Raw genomic sequence first — 21,737 nt, 5'->3', positions numbered from 1 at the left:
TCTTATTAGTTACTAATATAACTCTTTGAATATAGTTTAGAATAGAGAAAACGGAGGAAAACTATGAAAAAAGATACTGTACTATCGATGGACAGAAAATATCGCTATTTACTTTCCCATACTTAGGATGAGACAAAGCATACTATGTTATTTATTGCTTTAAATCTGTCTACGACTGACTAAGAAACTGATGATCCTACAATTCGCAAATGTATAAGTTATGCTAAATGCTAGGGGATATGAAAAAAACTAATTTTATAGATGCCTTATCGCTTTAGATTCATGCTCACTATCATTTAACCACTGTTCAATAATGAGCTGAAAATGGTCTAAATACAAAATGTTATCTGGGATATCATCAAAATCAAAGAGTGCATTATCTTCATGAGTTTTTATCACTATTCCAAGATCCAATTCTTTTTTCTGTATTGCTTTCTCTAATAGAGATATACTATCCATTAATGACTCTGACTCTTTTTGAATCTTGATTGGAATTGGCTTCCCACGAAAATGATTAGGTAAAAATCCGTCTATACCTTTATTCCTCTGTACTACCCTAGCTTTCAACGTCTTCAATAAAGTTTCTTCTTGATCAGTTTTATTGTTATATGCTTTAATTCCTTTTCGTAGTATATTCGAATTTGTTTTAATCAAATTATTCAATCGGCTTTTTGTAATTTCTACTGCTTCTGCAGAAGAATCAATTCCTATAAATCTTCTTCCAAGAAGTTTTGCTGCAACTAATGTTGTGCCACTACCGCAAAATGGATCCAAAACAATATCATTTTCATCAGTTACTATTTTTATTATTTGTTCTAATAATAAAATTGGTTTCTGTGTTGGATACCCTACACGTTCTTTGGCTTTTGGATTCAAAAAAGGAATATTCCATATATCCGATAAGGGTACTCCTTTTTTTTCTTTAGCAAGAACATAATTGCCACTTTCATCTACTTTATATATTGTTTTTGAATTTGAATTACGTTGGCGCTCAACCAATATCTGATCAATATTAGTTGTCGATGAATACTCTGTATAAATAGTATTAAACTTAAATTGCTTACTTTTAGAATAAAAATAGATATTTTGATGGTTATTTAATAATCCTTTTTTTGAATTCGACCATCTCTTGTAACTCCAGATTATTTCGCTCTGAAACATTTCATCACCAAATACTTCATCAAGTATTAATCTAATATGATGATTCGCACTTTTATCACAATGAACAAAAATACTTCCTGTTTTCTTTAATATACGTTTACATTCCCGTATTCTCTCTTTCAAAAATAACTTATAAGAATCTATTGAATCCCAATTATCTTCAAAGGAGTAAACTTTATTACTCTTGTTTGTCAATTTTTGCGTTTTCTGAGTAAAAAAAGGTGGATCCATATATATTAGATCAACACTTTCAGCATCTAGGTTCTTTAAAATTGCTAAATTATCACCTTGTATTACTTCCATTATTTCTTAGCCCCACTATTCTTTTCTGCAATTTCTTGTAAAATTGCTAATAAATCAATCCCTGTTTTATCTTTTAAATGTTCCCAAGCTGAGTCTCCATAATAGTACTGACCGCCGATTCCTTTATAAAGTGTTTCTAACGTCTGTTGAATCTTTATCGCTTGCTTTCTATTGGGGTAATAAAACATTAGTCGAACTGGAGTATACCCCTTGTCATTAACCACTTTGATTCGAGTATGCTCTTTTGTTATGTGGTCTCCATCAGTTGTAGCATCACGCCACTTTATCTCATATGCTTCTCTTTCTTCAATTAAACAATCTATTTCAAAAGTTTTCGGACGTTCTCCTCTAGTGTTTGGAATCTTAACTTTCTTTGCATTTTCCTCACCAAATTTTTCCACAAAACATAGTGTAGCAGCCTCTTCTAAAAACGATCCCGCATACTTATATAAAAAACGGCCTTTATTTTGATATAAATCAATATTTTCACCCTCTTCAAAAGAAATTCCCAAAACTCTATAAATCAGATAGTGACTCTTATCATCATCTTCCATCTCTTTAACTCTTTTTTGCACCTGTTTATCCAATTTACTGCTATATTGAGTTGCTAATTTTTCAATTTTTTCATTAATATCCATTGCAATCACCCCTATATAATTCATTGTTACATTATACCATGATTCAGTAAAACATATACCTAAAAATTTAGATAGATGATTATCAATCCTTTTTGGACACCTTTTCTCGGTTATATATTCTATAACCCGTAACTATTAAATACGTAAACTTCCTAAAAGAATTAGGATGACTAGTTGTTACCTCAAAATAAAAATAATGATCCTTCATTTTTGGCATTCTCTTTATTCAGTTTGAAATCATTCTTCTGGTTAATAACCATTGTTCGAAGTGTGTCATCAATTAAAAACGTCAATGGAACATCCATTGCTGAGATCTTTTGGAAGTCTTCTTCGAATCAGATATAGTCATCAGAAAAATAGTCTATCTGCAACTTATTTTCATAGAGTTCTTTTCTACTCATATGCTACTTCCTCTAAGAGGTGAATTGTAGAATATCATCAACTTGAACTAATCTATATCCGTCACTTGTTTTGACGGATATTTCTTTTCTTGATAACTCTCTGACTTCACCTATAACCGTGATTTTTTGAGCGTTATGTTTGACGGTGAATCGTCTTTTTAGCTGTCTAACATAGAGTTGATAAATTAACAAAAGTTTTTGAACTTTTCTTAAGTCGGTTGATAAGTCAACTCGATTACGTTCTTCACTCAGTGATGTCGTATGCTCATACAAGACAAATCCCATCCATTTTTACATACCAAGATCTTGATATTCTCTTGCTGATTAAAATGGTAGATATGAACGGTCAATCATTTTAATCCATCCAATCCTCCATTTGAATGACCTACTATCAGTTTACTTCTAGCGATACTTCTTGATGCACTATCAAGTGCATTCACTTTTAGTAACGAGGTGAAACCAAACTGATCTCTAATAGAGTCAATCACTGTCTGGAGCCTTTCTTCTTTTTCTACTTTGTCAACATCATCAAAGAGTGAAATTAATCCATAAGATTACACTTCGGATAGCTCCCGAAGTGTATTTGTTGTGAAATAACTTCAATACGTAGTTTATGACTACATCTGTATTATTAGTCGGCTCTAACTTCATCTGAGTCTGGATAGGTCGTTTCATTTCATTCCTTGAAAAGCCTATGGAGATGGAAACCGTACAACACTTCTTATGAGTTCTTCTCAATCGAATGGCTACCTACTCTGCTATTTCTCTTAAAATCAATTCAATTTCAACTTGTTTGGCATAATCCCTAGGCAAGATTTGAGAAATTCCTAGTATAAATATAAAAGGGTAAACCATGGCTTCGCCCTACGTTCGATTTTCCAAAGACTTTCTTGAAAATTGGAGAGGAAGCTAAGATAAGTCTGTTTGAATTATCTGCTCTACTCATCACACAAAACGAGGTCCTTAATTGAAATAAACAATGTCATAGTTTCGATCATCATAAACTGACGCCCCAATATCGGCAGACATCTTTTCGTAAACATGATATTCATAGAAATTTTCTGAAACTGATATTACTTGTTGAGTTTTCTCTTTTTGCACCAAGTCACGTGCATATTCTACTACTTGATTTTTACCTTTATTCGACAATGTATTATACAGACGAACAATCTCAATTTCTGTAAAATAACCTTTTGTTACTTTGAGTATTTGTTCTAGTTGTTTTACTTTCTCTTTGGATGGTTCTTTTATCCCTCGTTCCCATGCAGAATAGGCTTGATAGCTGATTCCTAATTGATCCGCAATATCTTTTTGAGTCATTTTTAGCTCTTTTCTACGAGCTTTTAGTTTTTCTGGTTGATACATAGTTCACCTCACATTAATAGTAACTGTATTTCTGCCTTTTTTCTTGCCTCTTCATCTGAGAATTTTTCTTTATCCCAAACATACGCAATCGACTTCCCTTTATTATAAATAAGCCATGTTTTTAAATTAATATTTTCTTCCTTGATTGCTTTCCAGTTATCTTGATTCAATAAATCTGGGTATTCTAGACTCGTTGTAAAGCCTACTTTTTTAACTCTCTGCTTAATCTGATTAATAAGGGAAGGTTGAAACTGATTGAACTCCTCGATAATTTGTTCTCTAATATCATGAAACAAACGAAAAATAGAAGCATTCTTCCCTTCAATATAGGTCTCAACTGCTTGTTTGATTTCATTATCTTTACTAGGATAATATCCTCGGAGAAAGTCCAAGAGGCGAAAGAATAATGCCTGCTTCGAAACATCCAAGCTATTTTGAGTGTGTTGAAAGGTGTCGCAATTATAATAGATCTTAGACAACAAAACAATGTCAGGCATTAATACGATAGCAGAAAAAATATTTGCTTCTCGTTCTAGCAAGTTCTCTTGGTTGTCAATCGATTCTGCAAAATAACTTCCATCATGTTTAAGAATGAAATGACCTAGTTCATGGCAAAGTGTGAAATTTTGTTTTACTTTTGGGTTATCTTTTTCATAAGAAAAACTAATACCTAATTCATCAATAACAGTTAATCCTTCAATCTTGTGATTTGAGAAGTGATGACTAATTACTTGAATTTGATATTTTTGAATACAATGTTGAAAGAAGTAATTGAAATTATAATTTAATAATGAAATATCGTTATCCTTCATGTACTGGTATAACACATGTTTTGCAGACTTACTTACTCTTGTATAAAATTCATCCAATGAATAGAACCTCCTTTAAGTATAAATTACAATCAACTAAACTTATTTGGTTGAGTTTGCTGTATGAAAAAAGTGGACGATTGTCCACTAAGATCTGGGTTTAGGGGGATATAATATTTCATTTAAATTACTAAATTTTTCTAAAATCGGATTAAGAATATCTGATAAATCAATTGTTTGTCCCGATGAATTAAATGCAGTCAAAATGTACCCTTGTCTATAAATTTTTAAGTATTTTAAAAATTCTAATATATCCTTTTCATTCATTTTTTCATATATCTTGTTCAGATCAACTTCTGATTCTTTTACATTTTCATAATCTCCCCCAACCAAAAAGTATGCTACATCAGCTGGATAATCAATTTTCCCATTATCATTTTGAATACAGGAATCTATATAATTTTTTGCTTGTTTTTTTAAATTATCATAAAAATGAGCAAACACATTGACTTTTCTATATATATGACATTTTTTCCCAACAGAATAATCTTTTAGTTTTTCCTCCCAAAAATCAAATGTCCGTTGTTTAAACGTGTCAATTGGTCCATTTTTAAGTGCCACTGAATTAGTTACACAAGTGTATAGTCCTTTATTTAATTCAAAATATTCATCTTTATCTATTGTATTTAAAATTATGTTTACTATGCTGTCTTGATCTGATTCTTCAATGTTCTTATTTTTCAGATACAATAAAAATTCACCCTCTTTATCAGCGTTAGATAGGTAACTATCTGGATTATCTAGTAATTCTTTATATATAGTGTCAGCTTCTTCGTCGGATAAGTTTCTTATATTATCATGTATAAAATAGGATATTGGATTATCTGAAAAATTCTGAGGGAAAGTATCCTTATATTTGTTAAACAATAAATCTTTAATAAAGTGTTGATTTGTGTCAGAGTCATCCGTAGTATCATCAAATGTTGTTATATTTTTAGATATCTTATAATTTTTTATTAATTGACTATATAAATGGTGTTCAAATACATATAAGTATAAAACAATTATAAATTGATGTTCCTGTACACTTCCTTTTTTTTCTTTCAATTCATCATTTAAAAACTCAATAAAATTGTGAAGTTCTCTCAAAGAATAACGATCACTAATAAAACATTTATTTAAAAATATCTCAAATTGCTCTCGTTTTAAAGGATCTAACCCTCCATAAGTATCTAAAATTTCTTTAGAGTATGATTTTGACAAATCATACGAACTAAGAGATACGGGTAGCTCGATTTTCCTATCAACAAATTTACTCAAATATCTATCAGTTAGCATATTATCTTTGCTATCTGATAATTTATCCCAATCCCCAATAAAAACAATGGGAATATTACCATGTATTACATTAAATAACTTATATGACTCAAGTTGATTTTCTTTTGATACCCTATCAAAATCATCTATTACTAGAATCCTCTTTACCCATTTTGTAAGAAATCCTAACATTCTCATATATATATAATCTGTTTTTAAATTCAATGCCTTATAAACTGCAACGAATAAACCAATAATGACAAAAAATATCTTAAAAGTCGAAGAAAGACTACTTTCCAGTCCAAGATTAATTACTGGTGTGAGTAGTATAGAAATAATAATAGAAGAAATAGCCAATGTATTTACAAATATATTTAACCATGGATACAACCCTTTTAAAGCTAATTCAAAAACTGATCTTTCATCTCTAATTTCCCACAGTTTTAGGTACCTTACTTTCCATCCTTTTTTAAGATATTCTTCACTTTTCTTTAAAAAAGAAGTCTTTCCACTACCCCAAGCCCCATTAAAAAAATAAGTTTTGTAAGTAGCTTTTCTTCTTACTGTTTTAGAAAATTTCTTTTCAGCCTCAGAAGTATCATTAGTAGCCTTTCTTATTACTGTTTCACAAAATTTCTTTTCAGCCTCAGAAGTATTAATAATTATCTTTGGAATATTTTTCATTTTTATCTAACTTTCCACGTTGGCTTTTTTCCCCTTTGAATGCCTTCTTCCTCTCCTCCATAAACTCAATCAATTCTTTTTTGAAAATTTCTTTCTCTTCTTTAGTCAGACCTTTGGAGTTCATACGGAAAAGAAATTCAATATTATCTAGTTCATCAGCTTTTTCTTCTGAATTACCTACTAAATAGTCAACTGACACATTTAAAATTTGTGCAATCTTGACTAGATTTTCTTGTGTAGGTTTTTTGACTCCACGTTCCCATGAAGCATAAGCTGGTTGCGAAATTCCTAGTTCTTCTGCCACATCCACTTGGGTCAATCCTGCTTGTTTTCTAAGGCTTTTTAAGCGTTCCGAAAATTCCATGTTAAACCTCTAAAAAATATTTTCCATTTTTTCAAATTATCCCTTGACATATATAACCGTTGGTTATATAATTTAAATATAGCTGATGGTTATATCGGTTTTAAAAATAATAACGCCTAACTTTCAGCATTATGATCATTGACAACTAAATAAAAAGTGCGTCTGACAACCAGAGGACTGACTATCAAACAACACATAAACTTCGTACCTTTATTGTAATTGTTTTGATAAGTAAAGTCAAGTCCGTTTTATGGTTGAAGTGAAGATAAAAACAAGTATTTTGTGGGCTTCCACGCATTTCGGACCATTAGCACTTTTGCCGAATAGTAAAGTGAACTGGTTACGCAAGAATGCGTAAGAGAATCCCTTGGGTGTGACAATGACTACCTAAAGAGATTGGCCGGGCAAGCGATGGTAATTGACGCAAAGCACCTTGCTAAACGTTGCCACCGTGGAAAGAGGGATCTTTCCAACCAAACAACTTTTCTTTACTGCTGTCTATCTTTTGAGATAGACTTACTCTCAAGCTACTAAGTCTTCTTTATATCTTAGTAGCTTTTTTACGCTTACAATAAAGGAGAACACTATGACAAACTTTTTTCGCATTACAATGTAAACGCCTATACGATAACTATGAATTCACCCATGGTATGTTTAGCTACTCACCTAAACTACAAGCTAAACTCTATGCACAAGCTCTTCTTGACTTCGATCATTTAGTCCAAGAAGCTCGTAAGAATAACTATCCTAGTGGTGATATTCAGTTCTATAGTCGACAGTTTAAACGCAAACTATTTACCCACTATTATTCAAGAGTGAAGCAATTGGCTTAACTCTTTTTCTTTTGCTTAAATTTAGAAAGGAAAATGCTATGATTCCAGAAACACTTGTTATGAAACCAGATTTTATCGGCCCTGCTTACTATGAAAAATTAGGGAATGCCCCTCGCTTTATCTTTGGCAAAGAGGGTAAATACCAACGTCATATCCTTAATAGTGAAAAACATGGGGCTTTCCACGTTATCACCCCTGCTTCGACAATGGTCTTCCCTGAAGATGCTCTTGTAGAAGTGGTTAACCCGATTTTTCTCTCAGACACGGCTCTAAACGGTAACTCAGTTGCCCCAGCTCTTAATGTCTTTGCGGAAAAATTGGTCCTAAAAAAATAAGAAAGTAAAGGAGAAATAAACATGGCTAAAATTGGATTAAACTACGGAGAAAGACTACAAATCGCGGACAAGACCTATCGTGTCATTACAGATGGTCTAAACGTGCCAGAAGTCCTCGGAAAGCTATCTTTCCGTGGCATTGAAGGCCCTGATATCATCTATGAAGAAGACCGTACCCAACGAAACCCTGACGGCTCTTTCGTCCAAATCAATACAGGTGAAATCCGTGGGATTGTGGTGGCGATTCATTCTTCTGTCCAACATGAAACCCTCTTTTTCACCATTGCTGACATGGCACAGTCTGAAATTGAAGACCTAGGCATTAAATACCGGGAAGAGGTAGAATTGGAAGATATTGTGATCACCCACACTCACGTTAACCGTAATGATATTTACAAGCTCTTTGCTTCTAAAATCAAGAAAAAGAATGGAGGAACACCCCTTAAGGAAAACAAACCTCTAGACAACAAGAAAGAAAATTAGGAGGTGATGCACTATGAAACTCTTTACCTATCGTGGGATAAGAGTTAGGGCCTTTTATCGTCATATTAGGGGAATCACCTGGTTTATCTGGTGGTTCCCTTCTTTGTTAACTATTGGAAATTATTGCTATCTTAATCAAGAAGTGCTGAAAGATCATCCCTTGCCACAAGTTTACTTTATTGGGGATGTTTTTGTTGCTTCTTGCTTGGTAACTTACCTTCTGAATCGCATGTGCTACGAGAAAATTGTCTTCTTCCAAAAGCTCAATAGCCTACGGATTTTGTCTCGCTTCCTGATAGAAAATAACCTCTATTTGATTAAAAACATCAGGCGTGAAAACAAAACGATTGAAAAGATTGTCCTTCCTCAGGTCTACTTAAAACAGTCTCGTTACAAGATTGAAGTCCGTTTCATCCTAGAAGGCAATAAATTTCAAGACCGTTTTCTCAATCTTGGGTCAACTCTTGAAGTCATGTTTAACGGGGATTTTCGTAATAAAACCTTTGATAAACGTTTCATCACCTATGACATTGCCATCAACCGCATTGATAGCCGTATCACTATTAATGAGGTCGAGGTCAAGGGTTCTAAGCTTCAACTTATGAAAGATGTCACTTGGGACTATATCGAAGAGCCGCATCTACTCATTGGTGGGGGAACAGGAGGAGGAAAAACCGTCGTCCTTATGACCATTATCTATGCACTCGCTAAAATTGGCTTTGTGGATATCTGTGATCCAAAGAACTCTGACCTGGCTGGTCTCAAAAAGATTCCGGTCTTTCATGGTCGTGTCTATACAAGTAAAGAAGATATTATCCAGTGTTTTAAAGAAAATGTGACATTCATGGAAAAACGTTATGAACTCATGTCCACCTCACCCAATTTTCAAGCTGGGAAAAACTTTACACACTACGGCATGACACCCAAATTCATCCTTGTAGACGAGTGGGCAGCCCTTATGGCTAAGATTGACCGTGACTATAGCTTACAGTCAGAACTCATGGAATACCTCTCTCAACTCGTCCTAGAGGGCCGTCAAGCTGGTGTCTTTATCATCTTTGCCATGCAACGTCCTGATGGAGAATTCATCAAAACAGCTCTCCGAGATAACTTTATGAAACGTCTCTCAGTTGGACACTTGGAATCAACGGGTTACGACATGATGTTTGGAGATGCTAATAAAACCAAAGAGTTTAAAAAGCTTGATGAAATCAATGGGGTCAAGATTAAAGGACGAGGCTATATCGCTAATAACGGGGACTTGGCTGGAGAATTTTTCTCCCCTTACGTACCACTCGACCAAGGCTTCTCTTTCTATGATGCCTACGCAAAAATCCCTATTATGGAATACAATGGCGAAGAATTTGAAGTCTTTGGAGAAATCCACCAACAAACAGAATCGATTGAACCAATAGAGAAGGAAGAAGCTCTAAACAATGGAACCAATGGACGGACGCTCAAGGAATTTGCGGAGGAACAAGACCTCAAAATGGCAACGCTTCGAAAGATCATCTATCTCTTGCAAGAACAAGGCATTGTTTGTGAACGGACGGAATCCGCCATTCTAGTCACTCCTTTTCAAGAAGAACTCCTTCTTGAAAGTCTTATCCACTTTGAGGAGGGGGGACGCAAATCTTATCCAAAAGCCGTTGAAGCGACGCTTAGTCATCATGGGCTAGGACAAGGGCAAGGGCAAGCCTGACCACAGGTCAGGCGCAGACCGTAGCCCGAAGTTCCTAGGCCATGATGAGACTTCAACCCCCGATTTCTAATAGGGGGGTTACATTTGGCCAAAGTGCCACGTCCACCCCTCCTCATTCCTTGTGGGAGTTGGGATTTCAAGATTTAGAAAGTGTGTCACTTTGGTCCAAAAAGTGTGTCACTTAGTCAAAAGGAGGTGTTCCCATGAATGACTAAAATGAGTCCCCTTCAGATCAAAAACTTCAGAAAACAAACAGGCCTTAGCCAAAAATCCTTTGCACAAGCAGTTAACTTACCCATAAGAACTTATCGCTCCTATGAATCAGGGGAAAGAGGTCTCACCATTGACAAGTTTCGAAAACTCAAAGAAAAGCTCGGTTATTATCAAGAGTGTCACAAAAACAATCTCAGGGCTCACATTGACTACTTGCGATTAACTTTCCCTAGTCTACGAGATTTAGAAACTTTCTGTGAGAACTTTCTTTTTTGTCACTTAAGCGAATTTACTGACCAAGAAACACGGCTTATGAATTATACCCACTTGTGGCAACGGGGAAACATTTGGATTTTCGATTTCTTTGATAAGTCTGCGACTAATAACTACCAAACGTGTCTCCAACTATCGGGTCAGGGCTGTCGGGAGATGGAACTCCTCCTAGAACACAAGGGGATTTCTTGGCAGATATTTCTTCAGAATATTCTCTATGCCTACCAAGATGTCAGAGTAAAACGCCTTGATATCGCCCTAGACGAGCTCTATAAAGGCTATGGGCACGAGGAGGAACACATCCAGATCCCCAAGCTCATTGATAAGCTCTACGCCAAAGAAATTGTCCTAGATACCATTCGAAAATGGAACATCACAGGTGGGGGCTCCTTCACCGATAACGACGATATGGAAGCCAATCACGGTCTTTCCCTTTACTTTGGGAGCCGTCAAAGTCAGCTCTACTTTAACTTTTATGAAAAGCGATACGAAATCGCCCGTATGGAAAATATCTCCTTGGAAGAATCCTTGGAGATTTTTGGTATCTGGAACCGCTACGAACTACGCTTTTCAGACCAGAAAGCCCAAGGCGTTGTGGAAGAATACATCAACGGTGTGGACCTCGGAGAAATCGCAAGAGGTATAGTGAATAAAGAAATCCAAGTTTATGATGGTGTCACCCGGTTTGGAGCCTATAAGCCCGATGAAAAGTGGCAAAGGCTCTTTGGAGGAGTTGAACCCCTAAAACTCTCAACCAGTCCACAGCCCTACAGTATCGAACGGACCATTCGCTGGTTGACCTATCAAGTCGCAAACTCTCTTGCACTCGTTTCTGAAGCAGACAAAATCATGCAAACAGAATACATGAAAATGATTCAAAATAGCGGTGAAATCACTGATCGTGGGGAGGCTATCTTAAGACTCCTCAAAACCAACAAACACTATGAACACTAGAAAGGAAATCCCTTATGGAATACAAAGTCGAAATCAATTCATTAAACAACTTTAAAGCCTGGTCTGGTGGCCTTAGTACCTTAAACACTGTCCGTGAACGTGGTGGGATAGATACCCTAACCACCATCTGTGAAGATCTCTTTTCTGGGAATACCCCTACTGACACTCAAATCAATGATTGGCTTTGGTTTGATACAGACTTTATTTACCAAGCGCTAGGCTACGAGGACCTCCTAGAGGGCTAATTCATGCTCAAAAAAATCTATCAAGTAGACTTCCTCCTTCTTCCCGATCAAGAGTTTTGGAACATGTATATCCTCCTTAGGAAAGGGAAGGACTTCTACTATGAATGTGCTGGAAGATGTACCGAAAAACCTCCAGATGATAGGGGCTTCTACGACTATGAACATGCCTGTTTCACCCTAGACGGTCAAGTTTTGAGTCTCAATAAACGGATGCGTCCCTCTCTCATTGCCTATATTCAACAGACCATCAAAAACAATCACGAAACATTTAGAAAGGAAATTGATATGGCCACTAAAACGATTTTTGAAACCAAAGTTGGACAAGTTACCAACGAACTTGGAGAATTGCTCAAAAAGAAAGACCACAAACAGGCTTGGACCAAGGCTGGAGAACTCAACGCTCTTCTCAAAAAAGAAGAATCCAAGGACCTAAAGCCTGAATTAGTCGAACAACTCCACAATGAGTTACGAGGCTACTACTACATCAACAGTGAGATTGAAAAAGCCAATAAGCGCCTCTATGCCAAAGGTTCCAAACTCATTGAACTTGCTAGTCTCTAAAAGGAGGACCTATGACGAAAGCTAAACGATACTTACTAAAAGCAAGAGAATACCTCTCAAACTTTAAAAAGGTGGAGAAGAAAGGAGGCCCACCAAAGCTAAAAGTTACTACGAAAAAGACCGTCAATCTAGCTGTTATCGGAGGAATTTCGTTCCTCCTTTTTGTTGGTCTTATGGGATCCGTCCGTGCCATCACACTCTCAAATAAAGTGGGAACACTACAAGCTCAAGTGGAAGCGACTCAAAAACAAAAAGCACAGCCTATAGACGATAATCGCAAGTATGACTACAAGCTCCAGTATTACCTCAATGACTATGTCTACGCCTACTTCACCCTCCCACAAGAAGGGGATAAACAACAAGCACAAGTCGAACACCTCAACAGTTTCTATAACTTCGTTCCAGACGTCAAAGCACAAGGTCAAGTACGTAACCCTAGCACCCTACTCTACTCACAATTAGTCACGGTAGAAGGTAAGGTAGCTACCTACAAGGTCAAATACAAGGAAATGATCCAACATGACAAAGACACCGAGGAAAAAGAACTGGTAACGGGGTTTAATATTCCCTTTGATGAAAAAGAGGGAAAATACTACGTTTCTGGACTTCCTTGGTTCTCAGCGATTGACTCTTCACAAGCTGGACACTTTAGCGAAGACGACCAACTCCAACTCACAGCCAACGACCACGTCTCAGACAGTCAACACAAGAAGGTTGAAAAGTTCCTCAAGGTTTTCTTTACCAACTATACCACTAACCAAGATAACCTCAACCTCATTGCCAAGAATGTTGCTATTGTAGCCAATACCACCTTTAAAACGATTGACTACACCTATCTTAAGAAAGATGGGGCTGGGCTCATCGCCTATGTACAAGCAACCTTTGAGGTGGGAGGAACGACTCACTCTGAAAACTTCACCTTCACGCTCACAGAAAAAGACAAGAGCTACTATGTCACAAAACTAGAACACACCATTCCTCTCAACTACGCAAACGATAAAGATTAGGAGAACTCTATGAATACAGACAATCTACGCACCTTCCTCCAAGGCGATGGGATTTGGATTCTCACCGCTATCGCTGTTTTGTTGGCTATTAAAGCTTGGCGAAACAGTTCATGGCTTCAACTCTTCTCAGTCGTTGGTTTCTATGCCGTCATTGTCTCTATCGCAAAAGGACAAGATATCCTAAAAGTGGTCGGCTGGTTCCTACGACTCTTTGGTATTGATTCAGGACTTTAAATATGACTGACGAAAGACTCTATGACTACGGTAAGGGCTTGAACGCCCCCTATTGGATCCAGGAAATCAAGACAAAAAAGGGGACTCGCCTTTGGTACTTTGCGACACCAATGCAATTGTCCTTTTTTATTGTCTTTACCTTCGTTTTTGTGGCCATGTTGCTCTTTGGAGGATTCATCCTGGTTCCCCTCGCAAAAGTCACACACTCTATTTCACTACTGCTCTACTGGTACCTCCCCTATAAACTGGCTAAATTCTACACCGAATACGAGCCACACGGTAAGAAGATGCACGTTTTCATTGGGGACTACCTGATTTTCTTCTGGGATTTCAAGCTCAATCAAAAAGCGATCTACCATGAAGACCGAATAGAGCCTGTAGAAGAAATTGTCTTTGAAAAAACAAAACTATAGAAAAGGAGGTCCTATGAGTATTACCTTAACCTATCCTATTAGGGAAACCCATGAAAATCTAGCTCTCAAAAAAGATCGAACGGTGGTGGCTTATTACCGTATCCCCAATACTCCCATCACCATTACAGATGAAGGGAAAAAGGACAAACACAAAATCACAGTTGCTCAAATGATGAAGAAGCTCCAGAAAAACAAGTCCTTTGAGATTTCACTCATTCCCAAAGACTATCTCTTAGAAGAGAAAATGAGGGACTTTTCAGAAGCATTGGCAGATGATAGCCGTGAGCTGGGAGAAGAGCTCCTTCTTTACACGATTGACCGTCTCACGGATGAAATGGAAATTCCTTATCAGTTTGATTGGGTTGTGGGAGTGACCTTACGCAAACAAAATCACGGGGCAACGGTGAAAGACTTGGCCTATGAGAGTTTTAATGAATTCTCAGAGAAAATCGCAAAAGGTCTTGGCTACGAATACGCATTGAGTCCCACCTGGTATGACGATTACAGAAGTGACGAATTCACTATTTTCCAAGCTTTTTCCGTCCTACGTGCTAAACGTCTGACCAATGAAGAACTCTTCTACTACCAGCGGATGCAATACCTCCGCTACATTCCCCACTACAAGAAGGAGGTCCTCGCTAATCGCTCCCAATTTAATATCACAGACACCCTGATTAAAGTCCTAAAAGGAGGCTTCCTCAAGCTCGAAAGTCCTTATGGTTCCTCTTTTGTGACTATTCTTCCTGTTGGAAAGTTTCCCGTGCAATTCAACGGCTTTCACCTAGGCGAATTTGTCCAACGCTTGAACTTTCCCGTAGAACTACGAATTAAGGCAGAATTTATTGATACCAACAAAATCAAGGGGAGAATGGGACGATCTAATACCCGTTATCGAAACATCATGGAAGAAGCTGAAAATACAGACACCGTCCAACAAGATGAAATCATCATGGGATCTATCTCCTTAAAAGACTTGATGAAGAAAGTCGGAAACAAGGAAGATATCATCGAATATGGAGCCTATCTCATTGTTTCGGCTTCTAGTGTCAATCAGCTTCGTCAAAGACGACAAGTAGTTCTCAACTATTTTGATGATATGGGCGTTGAAATCAGTGAAGCTTCGCAAGATGGCCCTTACCTCTTTCAAGCTCTACTCTACGGTGAAAACCTCCAAAAGAAAACACGCACCTGGACACATATGGTCACAGCTCGTGGCTTTTCAGAACTCATGCCCTTCACCAATACATCCTCAGGGAACCGTATCGGTTGGTATATCGGCCGAGTGGATAACTGGACGGGGCGTTGGGACACTATCGCTAAAGCCATTGATTCCTCTAAAAATATCGTCCTCTACAATGCCACCGTCGGAAACAAAGAAGATATCGCCGGAAAGATTACCAAGAACCCACATATCATTATTACGGGTGCGACAGGACAAGGGAAATCTTTCCTCGCTCAGATTATCTTTTTAAGTGTGGCTTTACAAAATGTCAAAACCCTCTATATTGACCCCAAACGAGAACTCAGAAATCACTATCAGGAAGTAATCAACTCCCCTGAATTTGCACGACGCTACCCTGAACGAAAAAAACAGATTGAACACTTTAACTTTGTGACACTAGATAGCTCACTGCCATCAAACCACGGAGTTCTAGACCCCATTGTGGTCCTTGATAAGGAACAAGCCGTAGAGGTCGCAAAGAACATGCTTGAGTTTCTCCTACAAGCTGTCGATGACGTGACGATGGACCAAAAAACAGCCATCACAGAAGCCATCAATACTATCGTGGAGCGTCGAGTGTCTGGTGAAAACGTCGGGTTTAAACATGTCCTAGAAGCCTTAAAACAGGCTTCCTCAACTGAGATTGCCTCCGTTGGTCGATATCTGACGTCCATTGTGACAAACTCCATCTTGGAACTCGCTTTCTCAGATGGCACAACCCAAGGACTTAACTATGAGTCCCGAGTCACTATCCTAGAAGTCAATAACCTCAAGCTCCCAAAGGATGACTCCACAAAGATTTCAGACCACGAACGAAACTCTATTGCCCTCATGTTTGCACTTGGGGCCTTCTGTACCCACTTTGGTGAACGCAATGAAAATGAAGATACCATTGAGTTCTTTGACGAAGCTTGGATTCTTATGAAGTCCGCAGAAGGAAAGGCCGTAATCAAAAATATGAGACGTATTGGACGCTCTAAGAACAATACCTTAGCACTGATTACACAATCTGTGCATGATGCGGAAAATGACGATGACACGACTGGATTTGGGACTATCTTTGCCTTCTATGAAAAATCTGAACGTGAAGATATTCTCAGACACGTCAATCTCGAAGTCACTGAAAGTAACCTCGAATGGATTGATAATATGATTTCTGGTCAGTGCCTTTACTACGATGTCTACGGTAATCTCAATATGATTTCCGTCCACAATCTCTTTGAAGATATTGATATGCTTCTAAAACCTATGAAAGCAACAGTGTCTTCAAGTCTCGAAAATAAATACGCTAGTTAGGAGGTGAACCGATGCAAGAAGCTTTTGCCAAGCTAAAGGGAGTGGATATCTTCTCCCTAAAGTCCTACATGGAACCAACCAACTTTGGCTCTTTTAATGGAGCCTGGGTTCTGATTAATGAACTCTTCGTTAACCTCTTCTTTTTCATTCTCAATGCCGTCGTTGGCTTCTTTTCCCTCCTCATTCGCATCTTAGAAAAGATTGATCTCTATACCACCTATAAAACCTATGTCTTTAATGGGGCAAGCAGTATTTGGCACGGATTTACTGGCTCTAATACTGGCAACATTACCAACAAATCACTTGTAGGCACCTTGCTTTTGGTTTTAGCTTTCTACCTGTTCTATCAGTATTTCTTTTCAAAAGGCTCCTTTTCAAGAACACTCCTCCATGTCTGTCTAGTACTCCTATTAGCTCTGGGGTACTTTGGGACAGTTGCTGGAACTTCTGGTGGTCTCTATCTCCTTGATACCGTTAATAACGTCTCTAAAGACGTTACCAAAAAGATTGCAGGGATTAAGGTGGACTATGCCAAAGACAAGTCAATTAAAATTGGAAAATCGATGTCGGATAGCTACATTGCAGAAACGTCCTATAAAGCCTATGTCTTTGTCAATACTGGCCAAGAAAATGGAAAATACAAGAATAGCCAAGATGGGAAAGAAGAAGCCTTTGACGACAGTAAAGTTCTTGGAACGAGTGATAAGAATGGAAACTTTAAGGCAGTCAAAGCGAAAGACCGTTCCAAGTATTTAGATGATTTAGGAGATGGCGCCAACGATGATGGTGAAAAGAACCGTTGGGTGTCAGCCATGCCAGACTTCATCTTTACTCGGATGTTCTATGTGATTTTTAAAATTGTAGAAGCCTTTGTATTAGCCGTCCCCATTATCCTTATCCAGCTCTTAAATGTAGTGGCTCAAATCCTTGTCCTCACCATGATTCTACTTTTTCCAGTAGTCCTTCTCATGTCATTCGTTCCAAGGATGCAAGAATTGGTCTTTGGGGTGCTTAAAGTTATGTTTGGGGGCTTGATTTTTCCAGCGATTACAACTCTCTTAACACTCCTTATTTTCTATATTGAAAAAATGATAGAAAACATTGTCACAAATGGGTTTGATGGTGTTCTAAAAACCTTACCGTCACTTCTTTTATTTGGTCTTGTCTTCAAACTCTTAGTATCGGTGGTTTCTAAAGGTGTCATCTATTTCCTCATCTGGAGATTTAAAGGCCAACTCATCCAATTCATTCTTGGCTCCAAAGCTCGAATGGTTGCGACAGATATTGGGACTAAAGTTGAACATGGCGCCACAAAAACCAAAGAGGTCGCTTCACAAGTTCCAACACGAAGCCTTGCGACAGCTCAACATCTCGGAAACTTTGCATTGGCTGGTGCTGGTTTTGGGACTGGGGTGATGATGAATGCCAAGAGCCACTTCCTAAATGCTGGCTCCTTCTTTACCCGTAAAGAACCAAGCCAACCAGAAACAGTCATACCATCTGGACCTACAGAAGCTCCAATAACCCCAGAATCTCCAGAACCAATTATTCCTCCAACACAGACACCACCTGATACTTTTAAGCCGATTGAAGAAGAGGACATAACACCTCCAAGTGACTCACCAATCATGTCAGAAGGAACATCTAGTTCAGAGGATGAATTCCAAACGCTCAGAGAAGAGTGGATTTCACCATTCAAGCAATACCGTATTAATACCCTAGAACGTAGATTGGATGCTTACAAGGACCCTCAAGCTATGTACAAAGCTCAAGGATCTAATGCCTTCACCCGTGCTTATCGTCAGACTATGACACGAGACGATAAAATAAGAGCCAATATCGAGCGACGAGATCGTTTAACTCAACGCCTAAACCAATTGAGAGGAGAATAGAATGAATACTAAAATACGGTCAAGAACAGCCTTTCCAAGAATGCTTGAAGAAACACTTTTTAAGGCTTACCAAGAAGGAAAACGCTCCGTCGATTTCCTTCTTTTATTTCCAGTATCAGAAAAAGATAAAGACCAGATCATTGCACAAACAAAAGCTCATTCCGTCGTCTTAGATGCCAAATGGCGCTTTGGGACTGTTCTATTTACAGCTTATATCAGACATTGAGTAGAAAGGAGAGCCGATGAAAAAACTAAAATGGTATTTATTGTCTAGCCTCATTCCGCTTTTCTTTCCTGTTTTTATCATTATCATCATTATAGGAGCAGTTGGAGGAGGTAGCACTGGGGGCTCATCTCAAGCACCAAATGGGGCAACCTACACAGACCACTGGTCAAATGGAGACCCTTATACCCATAATTTACTCGTCCATCGCTATGGTATTAAAGCAGAGCAATTGGACGGTTTTTTAGATACTTTAGGAATCTCCTATGACAAGAAGCGCATCAATGGGAAAAAGCTCCTAGATTGGGAGGCTAAGTCTAATCTAGATGTTCGTGCCATTGTTGCGATTGCCTTAAATGAAAGCTCACTTGGAACAGCTGGAGTCGCTACAAATCCAGGCTCTAATATGTTTGGTTTTGGGGCATTTGACTCTAATCCAGAAAATGCCAATAATTTTAACGATGAAGTGGCAGTTGTTGGACTCACCAATCAGACCATCATTGGCAATAAAAATGAAACCTTCAAGGTCCAAGATGACAAAGCACAAAAATTTGCGAGTGGGTCTCTCAATACCTCAACAGATGGTGGAGTCTACTTCACCGATACCTCTGGCTCAGGAAAAAGGCGTGCTGAAACCATGCAAAAACTCGATACTTATATTGATGAGCATGGAGGCACACCCAAGGCCCCTGAACAAACGACAGGAAAAACCAGAGACGGAGGTGGTGTCACAACTGGGGACGTACCACAAGGCTACAGCCTCACCAAAGAAATCAATACCTCAAGCTATACAGGGCTGTCTTATCCCTGGGGACAATGTACCTGGTATGTCTACAACCGAGGAAAAGAAGTCGGTGTTAGCTTCGGGGAATATATGGGAAATGGGGGTCAATGGATGAATGCCCCTGGTTACCAAACAACTCATACCCCTACCGAACACTCCGCACTATCTTTTAGCTCGGGACAAGCTGGTGCAGATTCAACCTATGGACACGTTGCCTTTGTGGAACAAGTCAAATCAGATGGCTCCATCCTTATCTCTGAATCAAACGTCAAGGGGTTAGGAGTCGTTAGCTACCGCACTTTTGATGCAGAAACAGCAAAACAATTTACTTATGTTATTGGAAAATAGAAAGGATAATCATATGGATACACTGCAACAAGTAAAACTAGAAAAAATTGAAGGTCTACTACAAGTTTTAGTAAATCTTCTTGATAAAAAGACTGATACAAGTCATCTCGAAATTATGACTCAAAAACAAGTTCTCAAAGAACTTAATATTTCTCCAAATACACTCAAAAGTTGGGAACGCAAAGGATTACCACGCCTTGAACCTCCTATTGAAGGAACACGAACTGTATATTATAAACGTGGTGACATCTTAAAATTCTTGACCATTTAAGGAAAAAACATGCAGATAGAAACTATAGAAAGAAACAATAAAAAAGTTCTCAAGAAAACAAAAAAAGATGGCACAATAACTTACTCTATGAAGGGGGCCTACCTAGGAACTGACAAAAAAACAGGAAAGCAAGTTACAACAACCATAACAGCCCCAACTCTAAAGGCACTAGATCGTAAATATTTAGAGGCTAAAAGAAAATTTGAAGAGAATGATTCTACTCGAAAAAACACTGTAGCTATCGGAACTATACAAGAACTGTCTGAAATTTGGTATAACAGTTATAAATCATGGGTTTCTTCAGATAATACACGAAATAAAGTGAGGGGATATTTAGATACCTATATCATCCCAAAATTTGGTGATTATAAGATGGATGCTATAGAGTCTACGGAAGTACAGAAATGGGTTGATCAATTAGCAGAACAAGCACGTATTGAAGTCAACAAAGGTAAACGTAAGGCGGATAAAGGAAAAGCTTCTGATTATGGAGCTATCATTCATAAACTAATAGATATTCTTGACTTTGGAATGGTACACTTCAACTTAAAGAAAAATCCTGCGAAACAAGTTAGAATACCACCAAAACCAAAGCCAACTCAAAAACGAATTCATGTTCTTCATGAACAAGATATAGCCATATGGCTGAATTATTTAGATACACTGCCTAATACGAGAGCAAACAGACGATTTAAAATCATCTGTAACACTCTTCTTGCCTCAGCTTTGAGAATCAATGAACTATTAGCACTAGAAATTGATGATTTACTTTTTGATACTTTAGAAATAAACGTCAGTAAGACTCTCATGTGGAAGAAAGGGGATAAAAAATTAGGCACTAAAGGAAAGGTTGTTTGTAAAAATTCTGCGAAAACTGATTCAGGAAATCGTAAAGTTTCAGTCCCAATTAGCATCCTTCAAGACCTTAGAGACTTCAATAATGAAATGAATATCTATTTTGAAAAACACGGGCTACCAAAATCTAAACTGATATTTCCGACAATCTATGGAAATTACATGACTGATCGTAATGAACGAGCTACACTTACCAGACGTTTACATGAAATAGGTTTACCCAATTACGGCTTTCACTTATTCCGTCACACCCACGCTTCCTTAATGCTCAATTCTGGAGCAGATTGGAAAGAATTACAAGAACGAATGGGACACAAATCTATTTCAACTACGATGGACATATACGCTGAATTAGATCCTAACCGCAAGAATGAAGCAGTCGATATTTTGATGAAACGTCTTGCAAAAATAAAAGGTGATAATTAACAGTAATTTAAACTCTACCTTTTTCTCTACCTTTTCATTACCAAAAAATAAAATATTATTCAGAACATGATGATATCAAGGTTTACAGGTACATGAGAAGGATATTACTTAATACTTACTGAGGT

At 37.7% G+C, this 21,737-nt stretch carries 21 protein-coding genes and 4 pseudogenes; 16 read left to right on the top strand and 9 right to left on the bottom strand.

The features are described from left to right. Window positions 1–255: 255 nt before the first annotated feature. The 9 genes and pseudogenes from HMPREF2637_RS00120 to HMPREF2637_RS00085 all read right to left on the bottom strand — a co-directional run bounded on the left by HMPREF2637_RS00120 (window position 256) and on the right by HMPREF2637_RS00085 (window position 7,042). Window positions 256–1,464: a DNA-methyltransferase gene (locus HMPREF2637_RS00120; RefSeq protein ID WP_070838875.1), complete on the bottom strand. Its 1,209-nt coding sequence runs from the start codon at window positions 1,462–1,464 to the stop codon at window positions 256–258. After that, window positions 1,464–2,102: an ApaLI family restriction endonuclease gene (locus HMPREF2637_RS00115; RefSeq protein WP_083320390.1), complete on the bottom strand. Its 639-nt coding sequence runs from the start codon at window positions 2,100–2,102 to the stop codon at window positions 1,464–1,466. Before HMPREF2637_RS00115 ends, HMPREF2637_RS00120 begins: the two co-directional genes overlap by 1 nt. 82 nt (window positions 2,103–2,184) lie before the next feature. Further along, window positions 2,185–2,503, bottom strand: a pseudogene (locus tag HMPREF2637_RS11415) (DUF5960 family protein). Beyond that, window positions 2,496–2,800 (bottom strand): annotated as a pseudogene (locus HMPREF2637_RS11410) (hypothetical protein). The pseudogenes HMPREF2637_RS11415 and HMPREF2637_RS11410 overlap by 8 nt, the downstream one beginning before the upstream one ends. Window positions 2,801–2,853: 53 nt before the next feature. Further along, window positions 2,854–3,334 (bottom strand): annotated as a pseudogene (locus tag HMPREF2637_RS10680) (DNA polymerase); the annotation flags it as partial. A gap of 135 nt (window positions 3,335–3,469) precedes the next feature. Further along, window positions 3,470–3,868, bottom strand: a pseudogene (locus HMPREF2637_RS00100) (helix-turn-helix domain-containing protein); the annotation flags it as partial. Window positions 3,869–3,876: 8 nt separating this feature from the next. After that, window positions 3,877–4,737, bottom strand: a complete 861-nt coding sequence (locus tag HMPREF2637_RS00095) for an ImmA/IrrE family metallo-endopeptidase (RefSeq protein ID WP_070838874.1) — start codon at window positions 4,735–4,737, stop codon at window positions 3,877–3,879. Between the two features lie 87 nt (window positions 4,738–4,824). Next, complete coding sequence (locus HMPREF2637_RS00090) at window positions 4,825–6,678, bottom strand: P-loop NTPase fold protein (RefSeq protein ID WP_070838873.1); 1,854 nt, start codon at window positions 6,676–6,678, stop codon at window positions 4,825–4,827. After that, entirely contained in the window at window positions 6,650–7,042 is a 393-nt protein-coding gene (locus tag HMPREF2637_RS00085; protein ID WP_070838872.1) for a helix-turn-helix domain-containing protein, read from the bottom strand. The genes HMPREF2637_RS00090 and HMPREF2637_RS00085 overlap by 29 nt, the downstream gene beginning before the upstream one ends. Window positions 7,043–7,692: 650 nt before the next feature. On the opposite strand from HMPREF2637_RS00085, the gene HMPREF2637_RS00080 reads away from it, so the two are divergent. The 16 genes from HMPREF2637_RS00080 to HMPREF2637_RS00005 all read left to right on the top strand — a co-directional run bounded on the left by HMPREF2637_RS00080 (window position 7,693) and on the right by HMPREF2637_RS00005 (window position 21,612). Further along, a complete protein-coding gene (locus HMPREF2637_RS00080; protein ID WP_070838871.1) occupies window positions 7,693–7,875 on the top strand; it encodes a hypothetical protein in 183 nt (60 codons plus the stop codon). A gap of 38 nt (window positions 7,876–7,913) precedes the next feature. Continuing rightward, window positions 7,914–8,210 (top strand): cytoplasmic protein, encoded by a 297-nt coding sequence (locus HMPREF2637_RS00075; protein ID WP_070838870.1) that lies wholly within the window; start codon window positions 7,914–7,916, stop codon window positions 8,208–8,210. Between the two features lie 21 nt (window positions 8,211–8,231). Next, window positions 8,232–8,693 (top strand): conjugal transfer protein, encoded by a 462-nt coding sequence (locus HMPREF2637_RS00070; protein WP_070838869.1) that lies wholly within the window; start codon window positions 8,232–8,234, stop codon window positions 8,691–8,693. Between the two features lie 13 nt (window positions 8,694–8,706). Further along, window positions 8,707–10,395 carry an FtsK/SpoIIIE domain-containing protein gene (locus tag HMPREF2637_RS00065; protein ID WP_070838868.1) on the top strand — a complete coding sequence of 563 codons (1,689 nt, stop codon included), beginning with the start codon at window positions 8,707–8,709 and terminating at the stop codon, window positions 10,393–10,395. A gap of 207 nt (window positions 10,396–10,602) precedes the next feature. Then, window positions 10,603–11,835: a replication initiation factor domain-containing protein gene (locus HMPREF2637_RS00060; RefSeq protein WP_070838867.1), complete on the top strand. Its 1,233-nt coding sequence runs from the start codon at window positions 10,603–10,605 to the stop codon at window positions 11,833–11,835. A 14-nt stretch (window positions 11,836–11,849) separates the two neighbouring features. Beyond that, a complete protein-coding gene (locus HMPREF2637_RS00055) occupies window positions 11,850–12,080 on the top strand; it encodes a hypothetical protein (RefSeq protein WP_021144867.1) in 231 nt (76 codons plus the stop codon). Window positions 12,081–12,083: 3 nt separating this feature from the next. Next, a complete protein-coding gene (locus HMPREF2637_RS00050) occupies window positions 12,084–12,641 on the top strand; it encodes a conjugal transfer protein (RefSeq protein WP_070838866.1) in 558 nt (185 codons plus the stop codon). 11 nt (window positions 12,642–12,652) lie between these two features. Continuing rightward, entirely contained in the window at window positions 12,653–13,648 is a 996-nt protein-coding gene (locus tag HMPREF2637_RS00045) for a conjugal transfer protein (protein ID WP_070838865.1), read from the top strand. 9 nt (window positions 13,649–13,657) lie between these two features. After that, window positions 13,658–13,882, top strand: coding sequence for a hypothetical protein (locus HMPREF2637_RS00040; protein ID WP_021144863.1), 225 nt, complete (start codon window positions 13,658–13,660; stop codon window positions 13,880–13,882). A 2-nt stretch (window positions 13,883–13,884) separates the two neighbouring features. Then, window positions 13,885–14,295 carry a conjugal transfer protein gene (locus HMPREF2637_RS00035; protein ID WP_070838864.1) on the top strand — a complete coding sequence of 137 codons (411 nt, stop codon included), beginning with the start codon at window positions 13,885–13,887 and terminating at the stop codon, window positions 14,293–14,295. Window positions 14,296–14,308: 13 nt separating this feature from the next. Next, entirely contained in the window at window positions 14,309–16,813 is a 2,505-nt protein-coding gene (locus HMPREF2637_RS00030) for an ATP-binding protein (RefSeq protein WP_070838863.1), read from the top strand. Window positions 16,814–16,824: 11 nt separating this feature from the next. Next, complete coding sequence (locus tag HMPREF2637_RS00025) at window positions 16,825–18,705, top strand: conjugal transfer protein (protein ID WP_070838862.1); 1,881 nt, start codon at window positions 16,825–16,827, stop codon at window positions 18,703–18,705. A gap of 1 nt (window position 18,706) precedes the next feature. Next, window positions 18,707–18,931 carry a hypothetical protein gene (locus HMPREF2637_RS00020; RefSeq protein WP_038675095.1) on the top strand — a complete coding sequence of 75 codons (225 nt, stop codon included), beginning with the start codon at window positions 18,707–18,709 and terminating at the stop codon, window positions 18,929–18,931. Between the two features lie 16 nt (window positions 18,932–18,947). Further along, window positions 18,948–20,060: a CHAP domain-containing protein gene (locus HMPREF2637_RS00015; RefSeq protein WP_070838861.1), complete on the top strand. Its 1,113-nt coding sequence runs from the start codon at window positions 18,948–18,950 to the stop codon at window positions 20,058–20,060. Window positions 20,061–20,073: 13 nt separating this feature from the next. After that, complete coding sequence (locus tag HMPREF2637_RS00010; protein ID WP_049545995.1) at window positions 20,074–20,331, top strand: MerR family transcriptional regulator; 258 nt, start codon at window positions 20,074–20,076, stop codon at window positions 20,329–20,331. A gap of 9 nt (window positions 20,332–20,340) precedes the next feature. Next, on the top strand, window positions 20,341–21,612 hold the full coding sequence (locus HMPREF2637_RS00005) for a tyrosine-type recombinase/integrase (RefSeq protein ID WP_070838860.1): 1,272 nt from the start codon (window positions 20,341–20,343) through the stop codon (window positions 21,610–21,612). Window positions 21,613–21,737 lie beyond the last annotated feature (125 nt).

The sequence above is a fragment of the Streptococcus sp. HMSC065H07 genome, assembly GCF_001837325.1.
In the GTDB taxonomy this organism is placed as follows: domain Bacteria; phylum Bacillota; class Bacilli; order Lactobacillales; family Streptococcaceae; genus Streptococcus; species Streptococcus salivarius_H.
Note: the sequence above shows the minus strand (reverse complement) of the source record. Positions and strands in the feature narration are given on the sequence as shown.